Below are 18,269 nucleotides of genomic sequence, written 5' to 3'. Positions count from 1 at the left end.
TCAGTTCTCCTTGACGTGGAAGGGAAGAAGGCGGTGGTAGTCGGCGGGCTCCGCGCCGTCGTGCCGCTCGGCCTGGTCGCGGCCTGAGCCCTCATAGCGGGTACGGAGCAGGCCGCGGCAGAAGTGGGCGTTGCCGTCGATCGATATCCTCGTCGAGCGGGCGCGGCGCAAGGCGAGCGGAACGTCGTCGTGCGCGTACCCGCGCCCCTCGTGGTCCACGAGCACGACGGCGTTCGGCCGCTCGGGCAGGCCCAGCACCTTCCGCCGGCGCAGCAGAGCCTCCTTGTGACCTCCCTCGGGAAGGTCCGCGAGGGTCACGGTGCCCGCGGCCGATTCCGGCAGGGACGGGTCGGCGCGCAGGAGTCCTGTGAGGCAGCGCTCCATCGCGGCAGTGTGGGCCTTGCGCTGGAAGGTGCGGCGCAGGTCCTCGAGGTCCTGCTCGGCCTCGTGCCTGAAGGTGCCCCGGTAGCCGGCGTCGGCCGCGAGGCCGGCGTTGATGAGCCCGGAATCGTGGTGGTCGTCGAGCTCGACCACCACGGTGCCCATCCCCGCCAGCGCCGAGATGGCGTCCTTGGCATCCGAGGCCATGAGGTAGGCGAAGTTCGGCGAGCAGAACGAGGTGGGGAGGCGCAGGTGGACCACCGCCTCCATGCCCCACGGGGTCTCACTCGCAGAGACGGAGCGGACGAAGCCGAGATCGGTGATCGGCTCGTCGAGCTCGGGATCGACGACGGTGGCCAGGGCGTTCAGAATCGCCTGCGTTGCCTGCTGGGCCTGGGCGCCTTGCTGGGGTGCCTCGGCCTGCCCGGGCGCCTCGGTCTCGACCGCCGTCACTGCGCCGCCCCCGAGTGCGCCGCGCCAAGGTCCGCCATCTCGGGCTGCCGCGGCCCGGTCTCCGTCTCGTCCGCCTCGGGCAGCCGGAGCTCCTCCGGCACCGGAAGGCCGTACATCCGCGCGGCGTTGAGGCCGAGGACCTTCTTCTTCTGGGCCACCGTCAGCGGCGCATACTCGGTCATGTCCTCGGGGATCTGGAAGTCCACGAAACGCTCGACGAGCCAACGCGGCGTCCACAGGGCGTAGTCGCTCGAGAAGAAGATCCGGTCCTCGCCCAGCCAGTAGATGAGCTCGCCGATAATCTGCGCGAAGTACCGGGGGCGCGTGTGGATGAAGGGCATCGCGACGGCTAGCCCGCCGTAGACGTTGGGCTCCTGGGTGCCGATCCAGCAGAAGTCCTCGAGGCGGGGCAGGCCCACGTGCTCGACGATGAAGTTCAGGCCCGTGAAGTCCGAGGCTGCGTGGTCGACGTCGGCGACATCGAACGCGTCCCTGTCCAGCGGGCGAATCGTGGGGCCCTTGTGGACGTGGATGTTGGTGATGCCGAGCCTCTGGCACTCCTCAAAATACCGGTACGTCTCCGGGTCGGAGAGCTTGTAGCCGCGCGAGTCTCCGTGCCACTCGGCGGTGTAGAGCTTCACGCCCGTGAAGCCCATCCGCTCATGGTCCGCGCGCAGCTGGGCGAGGCCGTTCTCGCCGTTGCGCGGGTCGAAGCAGTGGTTGTAGGTGAGCTTGTCCGGGTGCGCCGAAGCGAGGCCGAACGCCTCCTCGGTCTGGCCGAAGCCCTTCTTGTAGAACTCGCCCAGGTAGGCCGGCTGGAAGATCGCGTGGTCAACGTAGCCGTCCTCGAAGACGTCCTTCATGAGCCGCTCCCCGCCCTGGTAGAGGTAGTCCTCGTAGCTCCAGAGCTCCTCCTCCGGGGAGAGGTTGCGGTGGTAGTCGTAGAAGCAGTCGATGAACTGCTTGCCGTGGATGTTGCGCTGGTTCTCGGGCCGCGCATCCCACAGCGCGATGTGCGCGTCGACGATGAAGTAGTCCTCGCCATTCTTGGTGTACATGTCTGGTCTCCTTCTCGCGACTGCCGTAGTCGCCGTGGAACCACGGTAGGGAGGTGCGCGATAGGCGTGGGGGCTAAGGGTGTCTCACTTTGAGACGAACATCACACCCCGCCGCGGCCGCGCTATCCTCGAAGGAGTGTCAGACTCTGGTCGACCTGGACGAGGAGGACGGCAAGGATGCCGGACCGCAACCGAGAGCCCCCAAACGTGATTGAAGCCGCAGACGGCACGGTCACGCTGGACTCCCGGCGGCTCGTCGCCTCGTGGCGGCGCAGCGAGGAGTACGGCGTCCCCCACGAGTCGGTGGAGCCGGTGTGGTCCGGCAACGTCGTCACCGACTCGCTGTTCTTCAAATGCGGGCAGGAGGTCCTGAACCGCCTGCACGGAGCCCTCGCGAACGAGCCGATCAGCCTCATGCTCACGGATTCCGACGGGCTGGTCTTGAACCGCTTCAGCGGGGACACCTCTCTCCTGCGGGCCCTCGACGGGGTGCATCTGGCTCCGGGCTTCGCCTTCTCCGAGCGCGAGGCCGGCACCACTGGCCTCGGTCTGGCCCTCGCAGACCGGACGCCCAGCCTCGTGAGCGCGAAGGAGCACTACAACGCGAGCCTGTGCACGTACACGTGTGCCGCCGTCCCGGTGCTGGACCCGTTCACCGACCGGCTCGAGGGCAGCGTCAACATCACCACGTGGGCCACGTCGTCCCGCGGCCTCCTCCTCGCCCTGGCCCAGTCGGCGGCGAGCAACACCGCGGCCCTCATGCTCGCCCGATCCCAGGGGCAGACCGCGAAGGCCGCGCCCAAGGGCGGGGTGTTCAGGGTCCAGGGAACCCGGCTCGAACCCGAGGCAAGTACTCTGCAGGAGATGTCCTCCGCGTGGACCGCCGCGGCGGACACGGCCGCGCGGGCCCTCGCTGCCAGGAACCCCGTGGCGGTCCTCGGCGAAGCCGGCTCAGGACGCGCCACGCTCCTGGGGCAGGCACTCCGTCTGGCCCACCCGGGCATCCGCGTCCTGAGCGCCGCCGCCCCGGCACCACCGGAGGTCGAGGCCTGGCTCTCGCTCTGGGTGCCCGAGCTGACAAAACCCCGTACCACGATCATCATCGAGAACGTCGATGCGCTTCCCGCGTGGGTGGCGCACGAGGTCCACGCGCGGATCACTGCGGCCATGGACGCCCTTCCCGTCGCCGCCCCGTCGCTGATCTGGGCGGTCACCGCCGCGCAGGTCCCCGACATCCCCGCGCCGATCGCTGCGCTTGTCCAGTCCGTCGTCGAGCTCCCGCCGCTGCGCGAGCGAGCGGCAGACATTATGCCGATCGCCCGCCACGCCGCGCGCGAGGCGAGAATGCGCGACGTCGGATTCACGCCCGCGGCCGAGCACGCACTGGCCGCATACGAGTGGCCGGGGAACGCGGACGAGCTCGTCCGGGCCGTCCGCGCGGCGGCATCCCGCACCGCGACGATCGACCTGCAGCACCTTCCCCCCGGGGTCCTCAGCCGCCCGCCGACGCGCCTCACGCGCCTAGAGTCCCTCGAACGGGACGAGATCATCCGCAGCCTCTCCCGCCCGGGCGTCACCGTGGCCGGGGCCGCCGCGGAGATCGGAATCAGCCGGGCGACCATCTACCGCCGGATGGCACGCCTGGACATCAGCATCCCGACCGGCTCAGGGTCCAGGCCCGGGCACACCGCAGGCAGGACACGCGGAGTCACCTGAGCACACCACAGGGCCACTGCCCCCATCCCAGAGCGGGCGACGGGGTCGGCATGCTGGTCGCGTGCGGCGCGGGCATCCTCCTCTCCCGCGAAGGCCGCACGAGGGACCTCGCCAGCATCGAGTAGCACCCGGCGTACGACGGCGGGTGCCCACCCGCCGTCGTCCGCTCACCTGTCACCTCAACCGAAATAGAGGTGGGCGTGGGCCGCGCACCGCTCGTTGAACCGGGCGCCGCAGCTCGGGCACGACGTGGTGCCCAGGTATGCAGAGATGGCCATCTCGCTCGTACAGACGCCGCAGAGCACCGCCGGCTGCCCCCACTCGTCCCTCGGCCACGTCTCGGGCTCGTGGTCAGCGTCTTCGGCGTGGCAGAGGTGGCAGGGGTAGTACCGGAGGCAGCACTTGAACTTCATGGCGACCACATCCACTTCGGTGCGGTAGTGGATGCAGCGGGTTTGGGCGTCCACGGTGCTGCCGAAGACCTTCATCGCTACGCTCCGCCGCTCACTTGACCCGGCGGACGAGGACGTCCGGGAAGGCCCGGTGCACGGCCACCGCGGCGACGGCCGCCACGGCGTCCTTGAGCAGGTCGCCCGGGTAGAAGACGAGGTCGGCGGCGAAGGCGGCCGACCAGGAGAGCTTGAGGTTGAGCATCATCCCGAGCACGCCGGGCGCGTGCGAGGCGACCACGGAGACCACGGCCGCGGCGAGGAAGAACCACAGCGTCCGGCGCTTGGCCGGCAGGCGCCGGATGATCTGCTCGGCGGCAATCCCGACGAGCAGGGCCGCAAGGACGAACCCCACGATGTACCCGGCGGATCCGCCGGCGAGGACCTGCAGCCCTGCGCGGCCGCCGGAGAAGATGGGCAGGCCGGCGAATGCAAGGACCAGGTAGAGCCCCACCGCGGCCGCGGCCCGGAAACCGCCCAGGACGAGGCCGGTGAGCATGATGGCGAACGTCTGCAGCGTGATGGGGACACCGAAGCTGCCCACCGGGATGCCCGGGACGATCGCCGACGCCGCGATGAGGGCGGCGAACACGGAGACGAGGGCCAGCGAGTGGGAATCCCACGTTCGGCGCGGCCTGCGGGGGCTGGTCTCGGCCTCGCGGTGGGGCGTCGGGGTGGGCGTCGTCGGGTTGCTCATCGTTCCTCCAGATGGTCCGGGTAGGCGTTCTGAAAGAAGGCTATGCAGCCCCGCCCACGGCCGTTTTGTAGCGAACCCACCACGCCGGCCGACGATCTATAGACCGATCGCAACAAGAAGTTTCGACTTCGCTCAGCCACCGGTGACGCTCAACCACCTGCCGGTGGGCGGACGACGGCGGGGGGCCCACCACCGTCGTCCGCTCTCACGGCGTCGTGCTGGAAAGTGTGGGCGTCCGCGTGTCCCCAGTTTCACGTGTTCGTCGTCATTGGACGGGACGTGGAGTGGCGTCGGGACCACTGACGACGTACCGCTGAAAGGATCCTCGGCCCAATTCATCGTCGGCTCTCTCGGCGAGCCTCCTCGCGTTGATCGAGCACAGGGAATCTCGACCACCATTTGAGTAGCAGCGCGCGACCGCCTCCTCTGGAACGAACCGGCCGCCCAGGGGCCCAGCGGAATCAGCGATGAATCCACGGGCTTCCTCGCGCCCGACCCACCACCGTCGCGTGGCCCGCTCAATCGCGACCGCTGGCTGAAGCTCGATCGCAATGACATCGAGCTGTTCGTACCCCGCCTTGTAGAGCTCGCTGATGTACTGGTCACCCAAAGGCTCCCATGCGAGCGTCCCGTCGATGATGACGTTCTCGCCGGAGGCGAGAGACAGCTGGCGCACAAGATCAGCGAGCCGCGTCGACTGCTGGTGAACGTGTGGGGCGAGCTCCCTCGGATGTACGGAGTCGCCATCCGGGAGCATGAACCTGCGACGATACTCGAGCAGCCCTGCATCGAGGGCATGCCCGATCACCATGTCCTTGGCGACGTCTGGGTCAATGAGGCGGTATCCCGCTAGGTCCATGGATTCCAGGACGGCTGACTTGCCCGCACCGGGAGGGCCGGCGCTTACAACGACTGCCATGCCATCCGCCGATACGTCGTTCTGTACCTCGAGGTATTCGCGAGCGAGACGGGCGACCATAGCATCATCCAGATATGTCGCGACGTCCGATGGAGCGACGTGAAGCCCGCCTCCGGTACCGTGCAGAGCGCTCAGCACCGAGTAGACATCACCCCGATCAGCGACCAATTGCCGCCCTGACCTGATCGAACTCCTTCTGGCTGATCATCCCCGACGCTAGGGCCTTCACGACTTCGTCCCAAGTGCCAGAGATTCGGCCCTCAAGCGGATACGGAGCCTCCTCGCCGAAGGTGTAGTCGAACCGGGTGAGCTCCTGGACCAGACCATCTCGACTCGTGTCGTACGCGCACGCGCGGAGAATGATCTCCTCAGGCGTCACGGGAACATTGTGGTTACTGCGTTCGAGTGCCTTCAACATGCGGTGCACCCGCGCTTGGCTGGTTGCAAGGAGCTCAGCAATATCTCGCTGTGGCAACCCACGATCGGCGACCTGTTTCGCTGCACGAAGCTCGTCAATCGCGTCAACCCGCGAGCGAGCTTGGCGCTGCAGAGCGGCGTGATGCAACTGGTCTAGGGCGCGGTCCATCGTGATCATGGAGTATCTCCCTTCCGATCCTCCAGCCTACCCCTGTGATTCACAATGAATCAAGGATCGGCCTCCGCCGTGAGTGCGAGGTGAGTCGCGCCCTTCAAGTGAGCGGACGACGGCGGGTGCCCAACCGCCGTCGTCCGTTCACCGGTTCGCTCAGGGCCCCGGCTTGTAGATCCCGTACGGCACGAACTGGAACTCGGCCTTGCCGTCCTTGACCTTCGCGACGCCATACAGGGAGATGCTCAGGGTGTCCTTGGTGTCCGTGTACGGGCTGTCCTTCGCGTAGCTGGAGGTGCTCTTGCTCTGGTACGAGAGCTCGGCCGTGCCGGTCGTCTTCGGCTCAACCGCTACGGCACCGTCCGAATAGACGCGGTCGCCCACCGCGTACGTCGGCGCCTTCGTGATGCTCCAGTGCACGTTGCGGTAGTCGTAGCCGGACCAGCCTGACCGGTCGAAGGGGCACTCGGCGTCCGAGAAGCCGGTGGAGACCGAAAGCGCTGTCCGCGCCGCGCAACGATCCAGGAACGCCTTGACCGATGCGTCGAGCTGGTCCCGGAACTCCTTGCTCGGCGCCGCCTTGAGGGTCGCCGAGGCTGGGGCCTGCGCCCCGATCGCCACGGTGACCCGCTGCTCCGCGCCGTCGAGCAGCGGACTGCCCGTGTCGACTCCGAACGCGTACTGGCCCGGCAGCGCATAAAACGTGAGCGTCGTCGTGCGGTCCGAGAGCCAGCCGTCGGGGCCGGTCTGCGCGGAGGCTGACCCGAGGCTGTACGAGGACCCCACGTTCACGTCCGGTCCAGCAGCCGTGACCGCCGAGCCGTTGGCCGTCATCTTCGGGTTCTTGGTGTTCACCGTGACCTTGACGGGGCGGACGAGACTGCCCGAATCGACTGCCCAGTTGTCGTCGAACACGTTGGGATCGCGTTTGGAGACCATGAAGGTCGTCCGCTCGGTGCGGCCGCCCTGACTGAGCTCCACGACGACGGACGACGACGTGCCCTTGGACTCGGTGCTCACCACCGAGTAGCGGTCGATCCGCCCGCCGGCCTTTCCGTACACATCGTCGCTCAGCAGCGCCCGCGACTCGTTGGGCACGTTCGGTGAGACCTTCCCCATCGCACCTTGAGCCCGCCCTGCCACGACATCGTCCAGATAGGCCCGCACCACGGCGTCCGGTCCCCTGCCGGCCTTCACCACGGCGAGCGCAACGGCACCGGCGCCCACGAGCAGGCCAACACCGACGACGACGGCGAGCGCCACGAGCGCGCGCTTCCTCGCACGCGGACTCAGGGTCCCGACGGCGGGCAAGGCGGCAGGCGCCGGTGGCGCGGAGGGCGAGGGCGCGGCGTCGTGCGCCGGGACCGCCGTGGGGCCAACGGCCCTGCCCAGCGCGGCAAGGACAGGGCCCGGGAGAGCCGCCAGCAGAGATGGAGCCATGACGCGGCTCGCGGCTTCGGCGAGGAGGCCCCACCCGGCAAGGACAAGGGGGAACCACCCGGCCGGGCCCGCCGATGCCTGGACCGACCCTGCCCCGAGGAAGGCGCTGAAGGTAGCGCTCATCGACACGTGGAACAGGCCGAGGATACCAAGTCCCGCGAGCCCGTAGACGACCGGCCCAACCCAGGCGGGCCTCCAGTCCTGCGACGAAGCACCGCGGGCCAGGGCCAACACGGTTCCTGCCACCATGGTCACGAGGATGGCGAGGACCACGAGGAGCCACGCCGCCCAGACGGGCACGGGCCCGCTGTCCCCCGCGAGGAAGTAATAGAGGCCTTCGTTCCGGACGGCGCCGAAGGCGCTTCCGCCCGCGATCCCTCCGAGGTGGCCGATCGTGAACGCGCCAGCAGCCGCGTGGCCGAGCCACAGCAGGGCTGACAGCGTCGCGCCCCAGCCGCCCTGGATGCCGCCAGCGATCCAGGCCGCGGGGACGGCGATGACGCTGAAGGCCAGAAGGTGGACGGCGCAAGCCTTGGCACCAGGCAGCACCATGGCCGCCAAGCGGGCAACCTGCGTGCCCACAGCAGGCTTCGGTACCTGCTCACGGCCCATTCCGGAGCCGAGCCATGCCATGCCCGCGCCGAGCATCAGGGCCACAAGGAACGGCACGAACCCCGCCGCACTGAGATCTACCGCCGCGCCCGACGATGCGGAGCGCACGGGCGCCGAGGCGGCGATGACGGTGGTCGTCACCGCGAAGCCGAGGCCGAGCGCACCAGCCTGGGCGGCGCGCTCCGCGACGCTCGTGGCGGGCGAAAAGCGGGCCTGGAGCGCGCCGGCAGCGAGGGCGAGCAGGGCTGCAACGAGCGTCAGCCCTGCGGGCACGGCGAAGATGCTCGCCGAACCCTGGACACCGAAAGCGGCCGAGGCGTGGCCCTCCGCGGAGCCCAGCAGCGCCATCGCGCCCAGCTGCGCCGCGATCGCCGCGACGGCACCGGCGGCTTCGCTGGCGACCGCGTCCCCCACTGCGGGGACCGACTTGCCGACAGACTCGACGGCCCCTCCTGCCGCAGCGAGGAGCACCGTGGCCAGACACAGGAGAAAGAACGCGAGCCCGGCCGCGACGCCCGCCGCGACGCCCGCCGCGGCGCCCTGCCAGGGAATAGTGAATCGGTTGGCTGGTGCTGGAGCGGGAGGCTTAGCCTCCACGTTCGCACTGTCAGTAGGCACATCAGAAAGCATCGAGCGATCTCCCCCCGGGATAGACCTTGTGGATGTCTTCGACAGACACTGCGAGCCTATCTGCGATCGATACCTTGGGGTCCCGGCGGGGGACGTTCTGTGGATAACCCGGCCGGGGACGGCGGGCGAGCGCACGACGGCGGGTGCGCCCCCGCCGTCGTGCGCTCGCCCCGCGAGACGAAGCGCCTCAGGCGCGGCGGCTCGCTTCCCGCGTGTGCCGAGGGCTGTCGGGGTTGAGGAGCGAGTGCTTGCGGCCATAGGCGAAGTAGATGACCAGCCCGATCGCGAGCCAGACCACGAACCGCACCCAGGTCTCCCAGTGCAGCTGCGTGATCAGGGCAAGCGAGGCGATCACGCCGAAAGCGGGCACCACGGGCATCCACGGCAGGCGGAAGGTGCGCGGCGCGTGGGGCTTGGTGCGGCGGAACACGATGACCGAGACGCACACCACCACGAAGGCGGCGAGGATGCCGATGTTGGTCAGGTCGGCCACGGCCCGGATCGGGAAGACGCCTGCGAGGAACGCGGAGCCCGCGCCGGCGATCCACGTCACGCGCTGCGGGGTCCCGCCGCGGTCCACCTTGGAGAACCACTTGGGCAGCAGGCCGTCGCGGCTCATGGAGAACCACACGCGGGTCACGCCGAGGAGGAAGGTGAGCATCACGGTGAGGATGGAGAGCACGGCGAACACGGAGATGATGCTCGCGACGATGGGCAGGCCCACGCCCGCGAAGGCGGAGGCGAAGCCCGCCTTGGGGTCGATGTCGTGGTAGTTCTGCATGCCCGTCAGGACGAGGGTCGCCGCGACGTAGAGGAGCATCGCGATGACGAGCGAGAGGATGATCGCCTTGGGCATGTGCTTCTTGCCGTCGGTGGCCTCCTCGGCGGCGGTGCTCATCGCGTCGTAGCCGAAGACGGCGAAGAAGACCGTGGCCGCGCCGCTGGCCACCGGGGCGAAGCCGCTCGGCATGAACGGCACGTAGTTGTTCGTGTTGATGTAGAACACGCCCAGGCCCACGATGAACAGGATCAGGACCACCTTGACGACGACCACGGCGAGCTCGAAGCGGCCGAACGCCTTGGTGCCGCGGCTCAGGATCAGGGTCACCAGAAGGCAGATGAGGATGGCGGGCAGGTTGATGATGCCGCCCTTTCCCTCGTCCACGGTCGAGGCCATCCAGGCGGGCAGGTGCACGCCGAAGCCGCCCAGGAACGCGTCCAGATAGCCGGAGATGCCGATGGCGACGACGGCCACGATGGCGATGTACTCGAGCAGCAGGTCCCAGCCGATGAACCAGCCCGCGAGCTCCCCGAGCGCCACCGAACCGTACGTGTACGCGGATCCGGCGCGTGGGATCATGCCCGCGAATTCGGCGTAGGAGAGCGCGGCCGCGGCCGACGCCAGCCCCGCGATGAGGAAGGAGATGAGCACCGCAGGCCCCACGCCCGGGTTGTCTGCATCGCCGTGCGCCACCAGACCGGCGAGGGAGAAGATGCCGACGCCGATGATCCCGCCCACACCGATCGCCGTGAGCTGCCACAGCCCCAGGCTCTTGTGGAGGCCGCTCGTGGCGCTTTCCTCTTCGATCGCGTCCAGCGGCTTGCGGCGCCACACCGACCGGGCTTCTATGGAACTCATCGCCTACTCCTGCCTCAGTTCGAACACTCTTGGGTGACACAAGCCACACAAGTCCTGACCAGTATGGGAAGGCGATACCCATCAGGTAAAGCGACTTTTCTAGGCCGGTACTCTTCAGTTCTACCGACGAATTGGCCCCAGAGCCACTTCGCAGGGATTAGGCACGACGGCGGCGGCGCGCCCTCTCGGGTCGCGTCGCCGCGCTATTCCAGCTGGTCGCGCCGCTGTCCTATCCCAGCGGGTCGCGTCGCCGTCCTATCCCAGCGGGCCCTCAAGCTCGTCGCGACGGTGGACGAGGTACGCGGTCTCCGCGGAGTGGCCGGGCAGCCCGATCGCTCTGTCGTAGGCCGCGCGGGATTCATCGCTGCGGCCCAGGCGCCGCAGCAGCTCCGCGCGGGCGGAGTGGTAGGCACGGTAGCCGGCGAGCGCCTGGCCGAGCGGGTCGACGGCCGCGAGGCCCGCCTGGGGACCCTCAAGCTCGGCGACCGCTACAGCCCGGTTGAGCGCGACGACGGGCGAGGGGTCGAGGCGGACGAGCTGGCCGTAGAGGGCCACGACCTGCGACCAGTCGGTGTGGCCGGTATCGCGGGCGGAGGTGTGCACGGCGTTGATCGCCGCCAGGATCTGGTAGCGACCCGGGGCCTCGCCGGAGGTTAAGCGCTCCCGCACGAGCCTGTGGCCCTCGGCGATGAGCACCGCGTCCCAGGCCGCGCGGTCCTGCCGGTCGAGGGGGACCAGCTCACCGTCGGCCGAGACCCGGGCGGTGCGGCGGGCCTCGGTCATGAGCATGAGCGCCAGGAGGCCTACCGCCTCGCCGTCGTCCGGCAGGAGGGCCCGGACCAGGCGGGCGAGCCGGATCGCCTCGGACGTGAGGCCGGGACGCACGGGATCAGTGCCGGGGCCGGTCGCCAGATAGCCCTCGTTGAACACGAGGAAGAGGACGGTGAGCACGCCGGAGACGCGCGCCGGGAGGTCCTCGGCCGAGGGCACGCGGTACGGGATGCGCGCCGTACTGATCTTGTCCTTGGCGCGCGTGATCCGCCGCGCCATGGCGCCTTCCTGGACCAGGAAGGCGCGCGCGATCTCGGGCACGGTCAGGCCCGCGACCATGCGCAGCGTCAGCGCCACCCGGGCCTCCATCCCTAGCGCCGGGTGGCAGCAGGTGAAGACCAGCCGGAGCCGGTCGTCGTCGATGGCGCCGAGCGGTGGGTGCGGGTCGCCGTCATGCATCAACAACGCCTCCCGATGCTTGTCTTCGCGCTTCTTCTCGCGTCGGATCCGGTCGATGGCCCTGCGGTTTGCCGTGGTGGTGAGCCAGGCACCCGGGTTGGGCGGGACGCCGTCGTGCGGCCAGCGCTCGACAGCGACGGCGAACGCCTCGGCGGCGGCCTCCTCGGCGATGTCGAGGTCGCCGAAGCGGCGGGCCAGCGAGGCCACAACCCGGGCCCACTCCTCGTGGTGCGCCCGGGTGATCGCGGAGGCGACGTCAAGCGGGCTCAAAGGAACGGCCGCACCTCGATCTTCCGGTTGCAGGCCTTCGAACCCTCGGCGGCGAGCTTGAGCGCCACGTCCAGATCGGGAGCTTCCACGATCCAGAAACCCACGATCCACTCCTTCGTCTCCACGAAAGGCCCGTCGGTGACCACGGATTCCACTCCCCTATTGTCGATCACCGTGGCCATGTCCGGCCCGCCGAGCCCGCCGGCGAATACCCAGTGGCCCTCGGCCTGGAGCCGTTCGTTGAACACGTCGATCGCCGCGTCCTCCTCGTCGGTGGCGAGGTCGCTGCTGTCATTGATCACGGACACCAGATACTGCATCTCGGTCATCTCCTTCGGCTGGGGACGCCCCGCGTGGGCGGCCGCTCACCCCTGCGACGAACGGCCCTGCCCCCATCGGACACCTCGGGGCGGAAGTGTTCAAGTCTCGGTTTGCCGCAGGCCGCCTGACCTCAGGCCTAGCTCATCGCGGGCGGACGCACGACGGCGGGTGCGCGGCCGCCGTCGTGTGTCACCTCGACCTTCCGGTGCACGTGCCGGTGGCTAGGCCGTCCGTTCGAGGGCGCGGTCCAGCGCCGCCTTGATCAGTTCGGCTTCGCCGCTGCCGGTGGTCGGGAGGCGTAGCAGGGGCAGCCCGATGCCTCCCAGGATCCGATCCTTGAGAGCATCGCGGGCACGCTGCACGGGGCTGTCCGCGTGGAACGCGAAGCCGTCGACCTCGATCGCGAGGAGCGGCACGCGCGTGATCCCGTTGTACACGAGGATGTCCACCGAGGAGCCGCGTCGGACGAACTCCGCCTCGCGCTCGCTCAGATCGGCCCCGGCCGGCACGAGGTGACGCAGCAGAACCTGCGGGACGGCCTTGAAGCCGAGGTACGGCTCGCGGTCCAGCAGCTCACGCACTACAGTCCAGACGATGTCCTCCGAGCGCTGGGCGATGTCCCCGCGGAGTCGTTCTGCGAGGGGCCGGAGCCGCGCCGAATAGTCCCTGTACAGCAGGTCGAACACCGAGACGATCGCGCTGTCGACGAGCTGGGCTGGATCGCGGTACCGGATGTAGCCCATGAGATCGCGCAGGTTCCTGCTGGTCGGCAGCATCCGATGGCCGGTGACAAGGATGAACCGCTCGGAGGCCCGCGACACTGCGACGTTGACCAGCCGTGCGTCATCGGCAAACTGCACACCGCGGCGGCCTGAAGCGGTGTCATCGAGCACGGCACTCATTATGACCACGCGCTTCTCGCGTCCCTGGTACTTGTGCACGGTGTCCGATTCGATCCCGCGCGAGCGCAGGGCCGTGGTGAGCTGATCGCCCTGGCGACGATAGGGCGTCGTGATTCCGATCTCCGCGCCGGGAACGCCCGCGCACAGCTCGGGGAGCACCTCATTGACGATCACGTCGATCTCGCGCTGATTGACCCGGCCGCCGTCGCTGAACTGGCGCATGTGGTTGCCCTCCGCCGTCCTGACCAGGACCATGGGCCGCTCCGCGGGAGGCCCGGGCTTGAGCGGAATGAGCTGGCCCCCGTAGAACTTCTCGTTGCAGAAGTCGATGATCGCCGGGTCGCAGCGGTAGTGCTCGCGCAGCAGGGTCACGGGCAGTTGCTCGCCGTACAGCTGGCGCAGTGCCGACAGGATGCTGTGGGACCGGTAGTCATAGGGAGCCGCGGGCGGGGCGGCGGCCTCGGCGGCGCGCTCCTCGATGATCGGCGGCAGCTGGCGCTCGTCGCCGACCACCACCACGCGGCGGCAGGACGCCAAGGCGAGCGCCGATGTGAGGAGGTCGGCCTGCGAGGCCTCGTCGATGATCAGGTAGTCGAGGAGCTGGTCCTCGCCGATGCTGCCACGCAGGGAATGGCATGTGCTGAGGATGACCGGGTAGTCCGCGCTGAAGGTCCGGAAATCCCTGCGGCTCGCGCCCACTGGGTGCTCAACCCGCCGGCGCCCTTGGTACCGCTGGCGGAGACCTGCGTGGAAGACCCGAACCGAGAGCTCCCGGTGCCGCCCCAGAAGGCCGCGCAGGTCGCCGTCGCGGAGCGTCTGTTCGTGGGCCGCGATCTCCGCGTCGAGCTCCTCGATACGCCGGTCGTAGAAGGCGCGCTGGAGGGCGAGGACCACATCGGTGGTTTCAGCCCGCAGGCCACGGAGAGAGCCGTACTTGAACCAGCGGCGGAGGTCCCGGAACCACTGGAAGCCGCGAGGCCGCCGCATCTCAACAGCCATCTCGGCGAGGAGGTCCAGCATCGTGGACGACGAGCGCCGGAGGAGCGGCAGCCCACCCAGATCGGGGGCGGTCTGGCCTCGGAGGAACTCCTCGAAATGCTCGCGCTCGAGCCGATGTGCGGCGGCATCGCGACGCAGCGCGGCGAGCGCCCATTCCGAACGCTGGAGGCTTTCTAGCTCGCGGCCGAGGGCGGTGACCTCGACAGGATCGGGCGGCTCTGCAGGCGGAGCGGCCAGCATCTCCTCCACGGTGGAGTTCCGGGCGGCCTGGCCGCCGTAGAATTCGCGCCGCTTCTCCTCCCGGCCCAGATTGGCGACGGTATACCCCACCCCCGCCTTCTCAAGCTTCTCGCGAACGTTGTCCACGGCCGAGTTGCTGAACGCGACCACGCCCACACTCAGGCCGGGCTGGGCGATGAGGCTCGCGATGATGTTCAAGATGGTTTGGGTCTTTCCCGTTCCGGGCGGCCCCTCGATCACGGACACCGGCGAGCGCAGCGCGGTCTCCACCGCGGAGCGCTGGGAGACGTTCGAGGAGAACGGGAAGATCGCGGCAGCGCAGGGCTCTCCCCCGCCGATCGGCTCGCCTCTGAGGTACCGGGCGAGCACGCTGTCGGGATGCACGGCTCCCAGCTGACTGTACGGATACTGCAGGGGGTTGGGGCCGTCCTTCCCTACGGGCAGGGCTGCGACGATCTTGCGCCAGTACGCCATGACATCCGCCGCGCGGGGCGTCTGCTCCACGCCGCCGCTGATGCGCACGGCCTGTTCGGGGAAGAGCCTATGCGCCTCGCCTGCGCCGCGGCCCCAGAAGATCCGCACCCACGTACCGGCACTTCCGGAAAAACGGTAGGCGGCTGTTGCGTCGCGGATCCGGCGTCCATGGACCTCGACCCACATACCGTCCGACAGGACGGCTTGCTGGGGCCTGCGGAGCACGAGGACCTTCCCGACGCCATAGCGGTAGGTCGTGTCGCTGCGGCCAAAACGCACGAGAGTGCGATCGCCGTCGACCCTGTAGGCGCCGACCTCGGCTGTCCTGTCCTGCCAGCCGCCGCCCTCCGCACCAGCAGACCGCAGGAGGACCGCCTCAGCGCGAGGATCTATCACGGCTCCACCCTTTCGGGAGGCGCGTCCCACCGCCGCATCGTCCGCTCCCCCTACCGCTCGCAGGCGATTCCGTCATGATCGGCATCCAGTCCGGACCTGTAGCCCGGCTGGCCAGCGTAGAGCGGGGCGGCGCCGGCGGCCTTCGCGGCAGCGCAGTTCGGGTAGTACACGCTGGCCGGTCCGGGTGCGGGCGCCGGGGCTGCCGGGGCTGCCGGGGCTGCCGGGGCTGCCGGCGCAGGCTTCTGTGCCTGCGCCTGCCGGGCGGCCTCCGCTTGGCGCTGCTCCTCGGCGACGCGCGCGGCTTCGGCGTCCTGGGCCTTCTTGGCATCTGCCGCGCGCTGATCCGCCGTCGTCTTGTCCGTCCATACGAGGCTGCCCGCAGCGTTCTTGGTGCAGACGAGATCAACCCCGGCGGCGGCGTAGCGGTCGGCGTCGACCGTGCACACCTCATTCTGGTGATGGAGCGCCACGAACACGGTGGTCGTGGATGTGGGGCAGGCCGAACCGGACGCGGACGGCGTCGCAGACCCGCTGTTCCGGAGCGGTGCCGTGCTCGCAGCGGACGACGCCGTTGACGTCGCCGTCGCCGTCACGGTGACCGTCGGCGCTGGTGTTGCGCAGGACGGCGCGGTGGCGGTCGGCGTCGGCAAGAGCGCCGCGCCGGATCCGGCGAAGATTGCCGCCGCCGGCGTCGTGTCTGGTGTCGATCGGCTCCCGGCCACGGCCGTGCTCATCCCGAAGACGACGAGCGATCCAGCCACGAGGGCGACGGCCGGACCCCGGCGGACGTACTTGGTGCGGCGGAACAGCCAGACGAGCCCGATGACGAAGCCGACGGCGGCGACCACCGATACGACGACCGGGATCACCCCAACCAGGATGAGCCCAACGACAATACTTCCCAGAGTGATCCAGATCTTCGATGCCCTGCTCATGGCAGTGGCACCCCCTTCCCCCATGCCCGTAGACGGGCGTCCCCATGGCGCGAGTGCGACGCCGAGCACGATGCTAGCGGACGTGGCCGCGCACCGCCGGGATCCGGCTCCGCTCAGACTCCGAGTTCGTCGCGGCGGCCGCTGAGATACTCGACGCCGGCTGCCCCTCAACCACCGTCCGCGGTCCGCAGCCGGCAGGTGAACTCCCACGGGCGCAGGTCCAGGCTGGGGCTGCCGGAGTAGTTCCCGAGCAGAAGGTCCGCGTCCGCCCAGCCTGGGTCGCCAACGTCCACCTGCTGGGGGTCCCCGGAGAAGTTGCCCAAGACCAGCAGCTCCGCCGCGCCCAGTCGCCGGGTGAAAGCGTAGACGGCCTCGTGGTTCGGCAGGAGCATCGTGAAGTCGCCGTCGGCGATCACCGGCAGTTCGTGGCGGAGGCGGATGAGCTGGCGGTAGAAGCTGAAGACGGAGTCCTCCCTGTCAACTTGGTCGGCGGCATTGATCTCCACCGCATTCGGGTTCACCACGATCCACGGCGTCCCGGTGCTGAAGCCGGCGGCAGGGCCGGCGTCCCACTGGACGGGAGTGCGCGCGTTGTCGCGGTTGAGCGGCGCGATGGCGGCGAGAACCTCGATCGGGTCGAGCCCAAGCCCGCTCGTGGCCTCCCGGTAATGGTTGAGGACCTCGATGTCTCGGTGGGCGTCGATCCCGGTGAAGGCCATGTTGGTCATGCCCAGTTCCTCGCCCTGATAGATGTAGGGGGTGCCGCGGTGAAGGTGCAGGACGCCAGCGAGCATCTTCGCCGAGAGCTCGCGGTACGCGCCGTCGTCGCCGAAGCGGGAGACGGCGCGCGGCTGGTCGTGGTTGCCCCAGTAGAGGCTGTTCCACCCCCGGTCCGCGAGCCCCGACTGCCAGCGCCCGAGGGAGGCCTTGAGGTCGGTGAGGCGGAGTGCGCCCGGCCGCCACTTGTTGCCGTCAAGGTGGTCAAGGTTCACGTGCTCGAACTGGAAGACCATGTCCAGCTCCGCACGCGCCGGATCGGTGAACAGGACAGCGTCCTCGAGCGTGACGCTGGGCATCTCGCCGACCTTCAACAGTCCCGGGGCACGGCTGGCGAACACCTCGCGGTGCATCTCCTGGAGGAACTCGTGGATGCGCGGGCCGCAAACGTAGCCGCTGCGGTCGTGGCTGTAGGGCTGGCCCTCGGTGGCCGGGGCATCCCCCAGCGCCGGGTCCTTGGAGAGGAAGTTGACGACGTCCATGCGGAACCCGTCCACGCCGCGGTCCAGCCACCAGTTCATCATCGCGTAGACGGCCCGCCGCACCTCGGGGTTCTCCCAGTTCAGGTCCGGCTGCTTCTTCGAGAAGAGGTGGAGGTAGTACTCGCCGGTGGCCTCGTCGAATTCCCAGACCGGGCCGGAGAAGAACGATGCCCAGTTGTTCGGCTCTGCCCCGGGCGTGCCCGGTTCGTGGCCGGGCCGCGGCGGGCGCCACCAGTACCAGTCGCGCTTGGGAGATTCCTTGGAGGCGCGGGACTCCGCGAACCAGGGGTGCTCGTCCGAGGTGTGGTTGACCACGAGGTCCATGACCAGCTTCATGCCGCGCTCGTGCAGGCCTGCGATGAGCTCGTCCAGATCGGCGAGGGACCCGAAGAGGGGGTCGATGTCCTGGTAGTCGCTGATGTCGTAGCCGTTGTCGTCCTGCGGGGAGCGATACACGGGCGAGAGCCAGACGACATCCACGCCCAAGTGCCCGAGGTAGTCGAGGCGGTTGATGACGCCGCCGAGGTCCCCGACGCCGTCGCCGTTGGAGTCCGCGAAGCTGCGCGGATAGATCTGGTAGACGACCGCGCTGTGGAACCAATGCTGGCCCAGGGCGGTCTCGGGATGATGCACCGTGCGTGGAGTTGCCATGGATCAAGA

General features: G+C 69.0%; 14 protein-coding genes. 1 reads left to right on the top strand and 13 read right to left on the bottom strand.

Annotation, left to right across the window (positions count from 1 at the left end):
- Both AB5L97_RS05445 and AB5L97_RS05440 read right to left on the bottom strand, forming a co-directional pair.
- Positions 1–834 (bottom strand): iron-sulfur cluster assembly protein, encoded by an 834-nt coding sequence (locus AB5L97_RS05445; RefSeq protein ID WP_369046768.1) that lies wholly within the window; start codon positions 832–834, stop codon positions 1–3.
- Positions 831–1,892 carry an amidohydrolase family protein gene (locus AB5L97_RS05440; protein WP_369046767.1) on the bottom strand — a complete coding sequence of 354 codons (1,062 nt, stop codon included), beginning with the start codon at positions 1,890–1,892 and terminating at the stop codon, positions 831–833. The genes AB5L97_RS05445 and AB5L97_RS05440 overlap by 4 nt, the downstream gene beginning before the upstream one ends.
- Before the next feature lie 207 nt (positions 1,893–2,099).
- Here AB5L97_RS05440 and AB5L97_RS05435 point away from each other — a divergent pair, with 207 nt between their 5' ends.
- A complete protein-coding gene (locus tag AB5L97_RS05435; protein WP_369046766.1) occupies positions 2,100–3,608 on the top strand; it encodes a GAF domain-containing protein in 1,509 nt (502 codons plus the stop codon).
- Between the two features lie 179 nt (positions 3,609–3,787).
- Here the strand turns inward: AB5L97_RS05435 and AB5L97_RS05430 are convergent, their stop codons facing one another.
- The 11 genes from AB5L97_RS05430 to AB5L97_RS05380 form a co-directional block, all read right to left on the bottom strand.
- Positions 3,788–4,096 (bottom strand): CHY zinc finger protein, encoded by a 309-nt coding sequence (locus AB5L97_RS05430; RefSeq protein ID WP_369046765.1) that lies wholly within the window; start codon positions 4,094–4,096, stop codon positions 3,788–3,790.
- A 16-nt stretch (positions 4,097–4,112) separates the two neighbouring features.
- Entirely contained in the window at positions 4,113–4,754 is a 642-nt protein-coding gene (locus AB5L97_RS05425) for a biotin transporter BioY (RefSeq protein WP_369046764.1), read from the bottom strand.
- A 265-nt stretch (positions 4,755–5,019) separates the two neighbouring features.
- Entirely contained in the window at positions 5,020–5,673 is a 654-nt protein-coding gene (locus AB5L97_RS05420; protein ID WP_369046763.1) for a zeta toxin family protein, read from the bottom strand.
- Between the two features lie 157 nt (positions 5,674–5,830).
- Positions 5,831–6,268 (bottom strand): hypothetical protein, encoded by a 438-nt coding sequence (locus tag AB5L97_RS05415; RefSeq protein ID WP_369046762.1) that lies wholly within the window; start codon positions 6,266–6,268, stop codon positions 5,831–5,833.
- A 150-nt stretch (positions 6,269–6,418) separates the two neighbouring features.
- A complete protein-coding gene (locus tag AB5L97_RS05410; RefSeq protein ID WP_369046761.1) occupies positions 6,419–8,911 on the bottom strand; it encodes a hypothetical protein in 2,493 nt (830 codons plus the stop codon).
- 220 nt (positions 8,912–9,131) lie between these two features.
- A complete protein-coding gene (locus AB5L97_RS05405; RefSeq protein WP_369046760.1) occupies positions 9,132–10,583 on the bottom strand; it encodes an amino acid permease in 1,452 nt (483 codons plus the stop codon).
- A 255-nt stretch (positions 10,584–10,838) separates the two neighbouring features.
- Complete coding sequence (locus AB5L97_RS05400; protein ID WP_369046759.1) at positions 10,839–12,083, bottom strand: RNA polymerase sigma factor; 1,245 nt, start codon at positions 12,081–12,083, stop codon at positions 10,839–10,841.
- On the bottom strand, positions 12,080–12,403 hold the full coding sequence (locus AB5L97_RS05395) for a YciI family protein (RefSeq protein ID WP_369047363.1): 324 nt from the start codon (positions 12,401–12,403) through the stop codon (positions 12,080–12,082). The genes AB5L97_RS05400 and AB5L97_RS05395 overlap by 4 nt, the downstream gene beginning before the upstream one ends.
- Positions 12,404–12,625: 222 nt before the next feature.
- On the bottom strand, positions 12,626–15,415 hold the full coding sequence (locus AB5L97_RS05390) for an AAA domain-containing protein (protein WP_369046758.1): 2,790 nt from the start codon (positions 15,413–15,415) through the stop codon (positions 12,626–12,628).
- Between the two features lie 50 nt (positions 15,416–15,465).
- Complete coding sequence (locus AB5L97_RS05385; protein WP_369046757.1) at positions 15,466–16,350, bottom strand: excalibur calcium-binding domain-containing protein; 885 nt, start codon at positions 16,348–16,350, stop codon at positions 15,466–15,468.
- A gap of 167 nt (positions 16,351–16,517) precedes the next feature.
- A complete protein-coding gene (locus AB5L97_RS05380; protein ID WP_369046756.1) occupies positions 16,518–18,260 on the bottom strand; it encodes a glycoside hydrolase family 13 protein in 1,743 nt (580 codons plus the stop codon).
- Positions 18,261–18,269: the final 9 nt, after the last annotated feature.

Source organism: Sinomonas sp. P10A9, from assembly GCF_041022165.1.
Classification (GTDB): Bacteria; Actinomycetota; Actinomycetes; order Actinomycetales; family Micrococcaceae; genus Sinomonas; species Sinomonas puerhi.
The sequence above is the reverse complement of the archived record's forward strand: the minus strand, read 5'-3'. Positions and strand labels throughout refer to the sequence as shown.

Bases quoted from the DNA above. Each gene is read 5' to 3' on its own strand.
- AB5L97_RS05440 (WP_369046767.1), bottom strand. From the start codon at position 1,892: ATGTACACCAAGAATGGCGAGGACTACTTCATCGTCGACGCGCACATC.
- AB5L97_RS05430 (WP_369046765.1), bottom strand. From the start codon at position 4,096: ATGAAGGTCTTCGGCAGCACCGTGGACGCCCAAACCCGCTGCATCCAC.
- AB5L97_RS05425 (WP_369046764.1), bottom strand. From the start codon at position 4,754: ATGAGCAACCCGACGACGCCCACCCCGACGCCCCACCGCGAGGCCGAG.
- AB5L97_RS05420 (WP_369046763.1), bottom strand. From the start codon at position 5,673: ATGGCAGTCGTTGTAAGCGCCGGCCCTCCCGGTGCGGGCAAGTCAGCC.
- AB5L97_RS05415 (WP_369046762.1), bottom strand. From the start codon at position 6,268: ATGATCACGATGGACCGCGCCCTAGACCAGTTGCATCACGCCGCTCTG.
- AB5L97_RS05405 (WP_369046760.1), bottom strand. From the start codon at position 10,583: ATGAGTTCCATAGAAGCCCGGTCGGTGTGGCGCCGCAAGCCGCTGGAC.
- AB5L97_RS05395 (WP_369047363.1), bottom strand. From the start codon at position 12,403: ATGCAGTATCTGGTGTCCGTGATCAATGACAGCAGCGACCTCGCCACC.
- AB5L97_RS05385 (WP_369046757.1), bottom strand. From the start codon at position 16,350: ATGAGCAGGGCATCGAAGATCTGGATCACTCTGGGAAGTATTGTCGTT.
- AB5L97_RS05380 (WP_369046756.1), bottom strand. From the start codon at position 18,260: ATGGCAACTCCACGCACGGTGCATCATCCCGAGACCGCCCTGGGCCAG.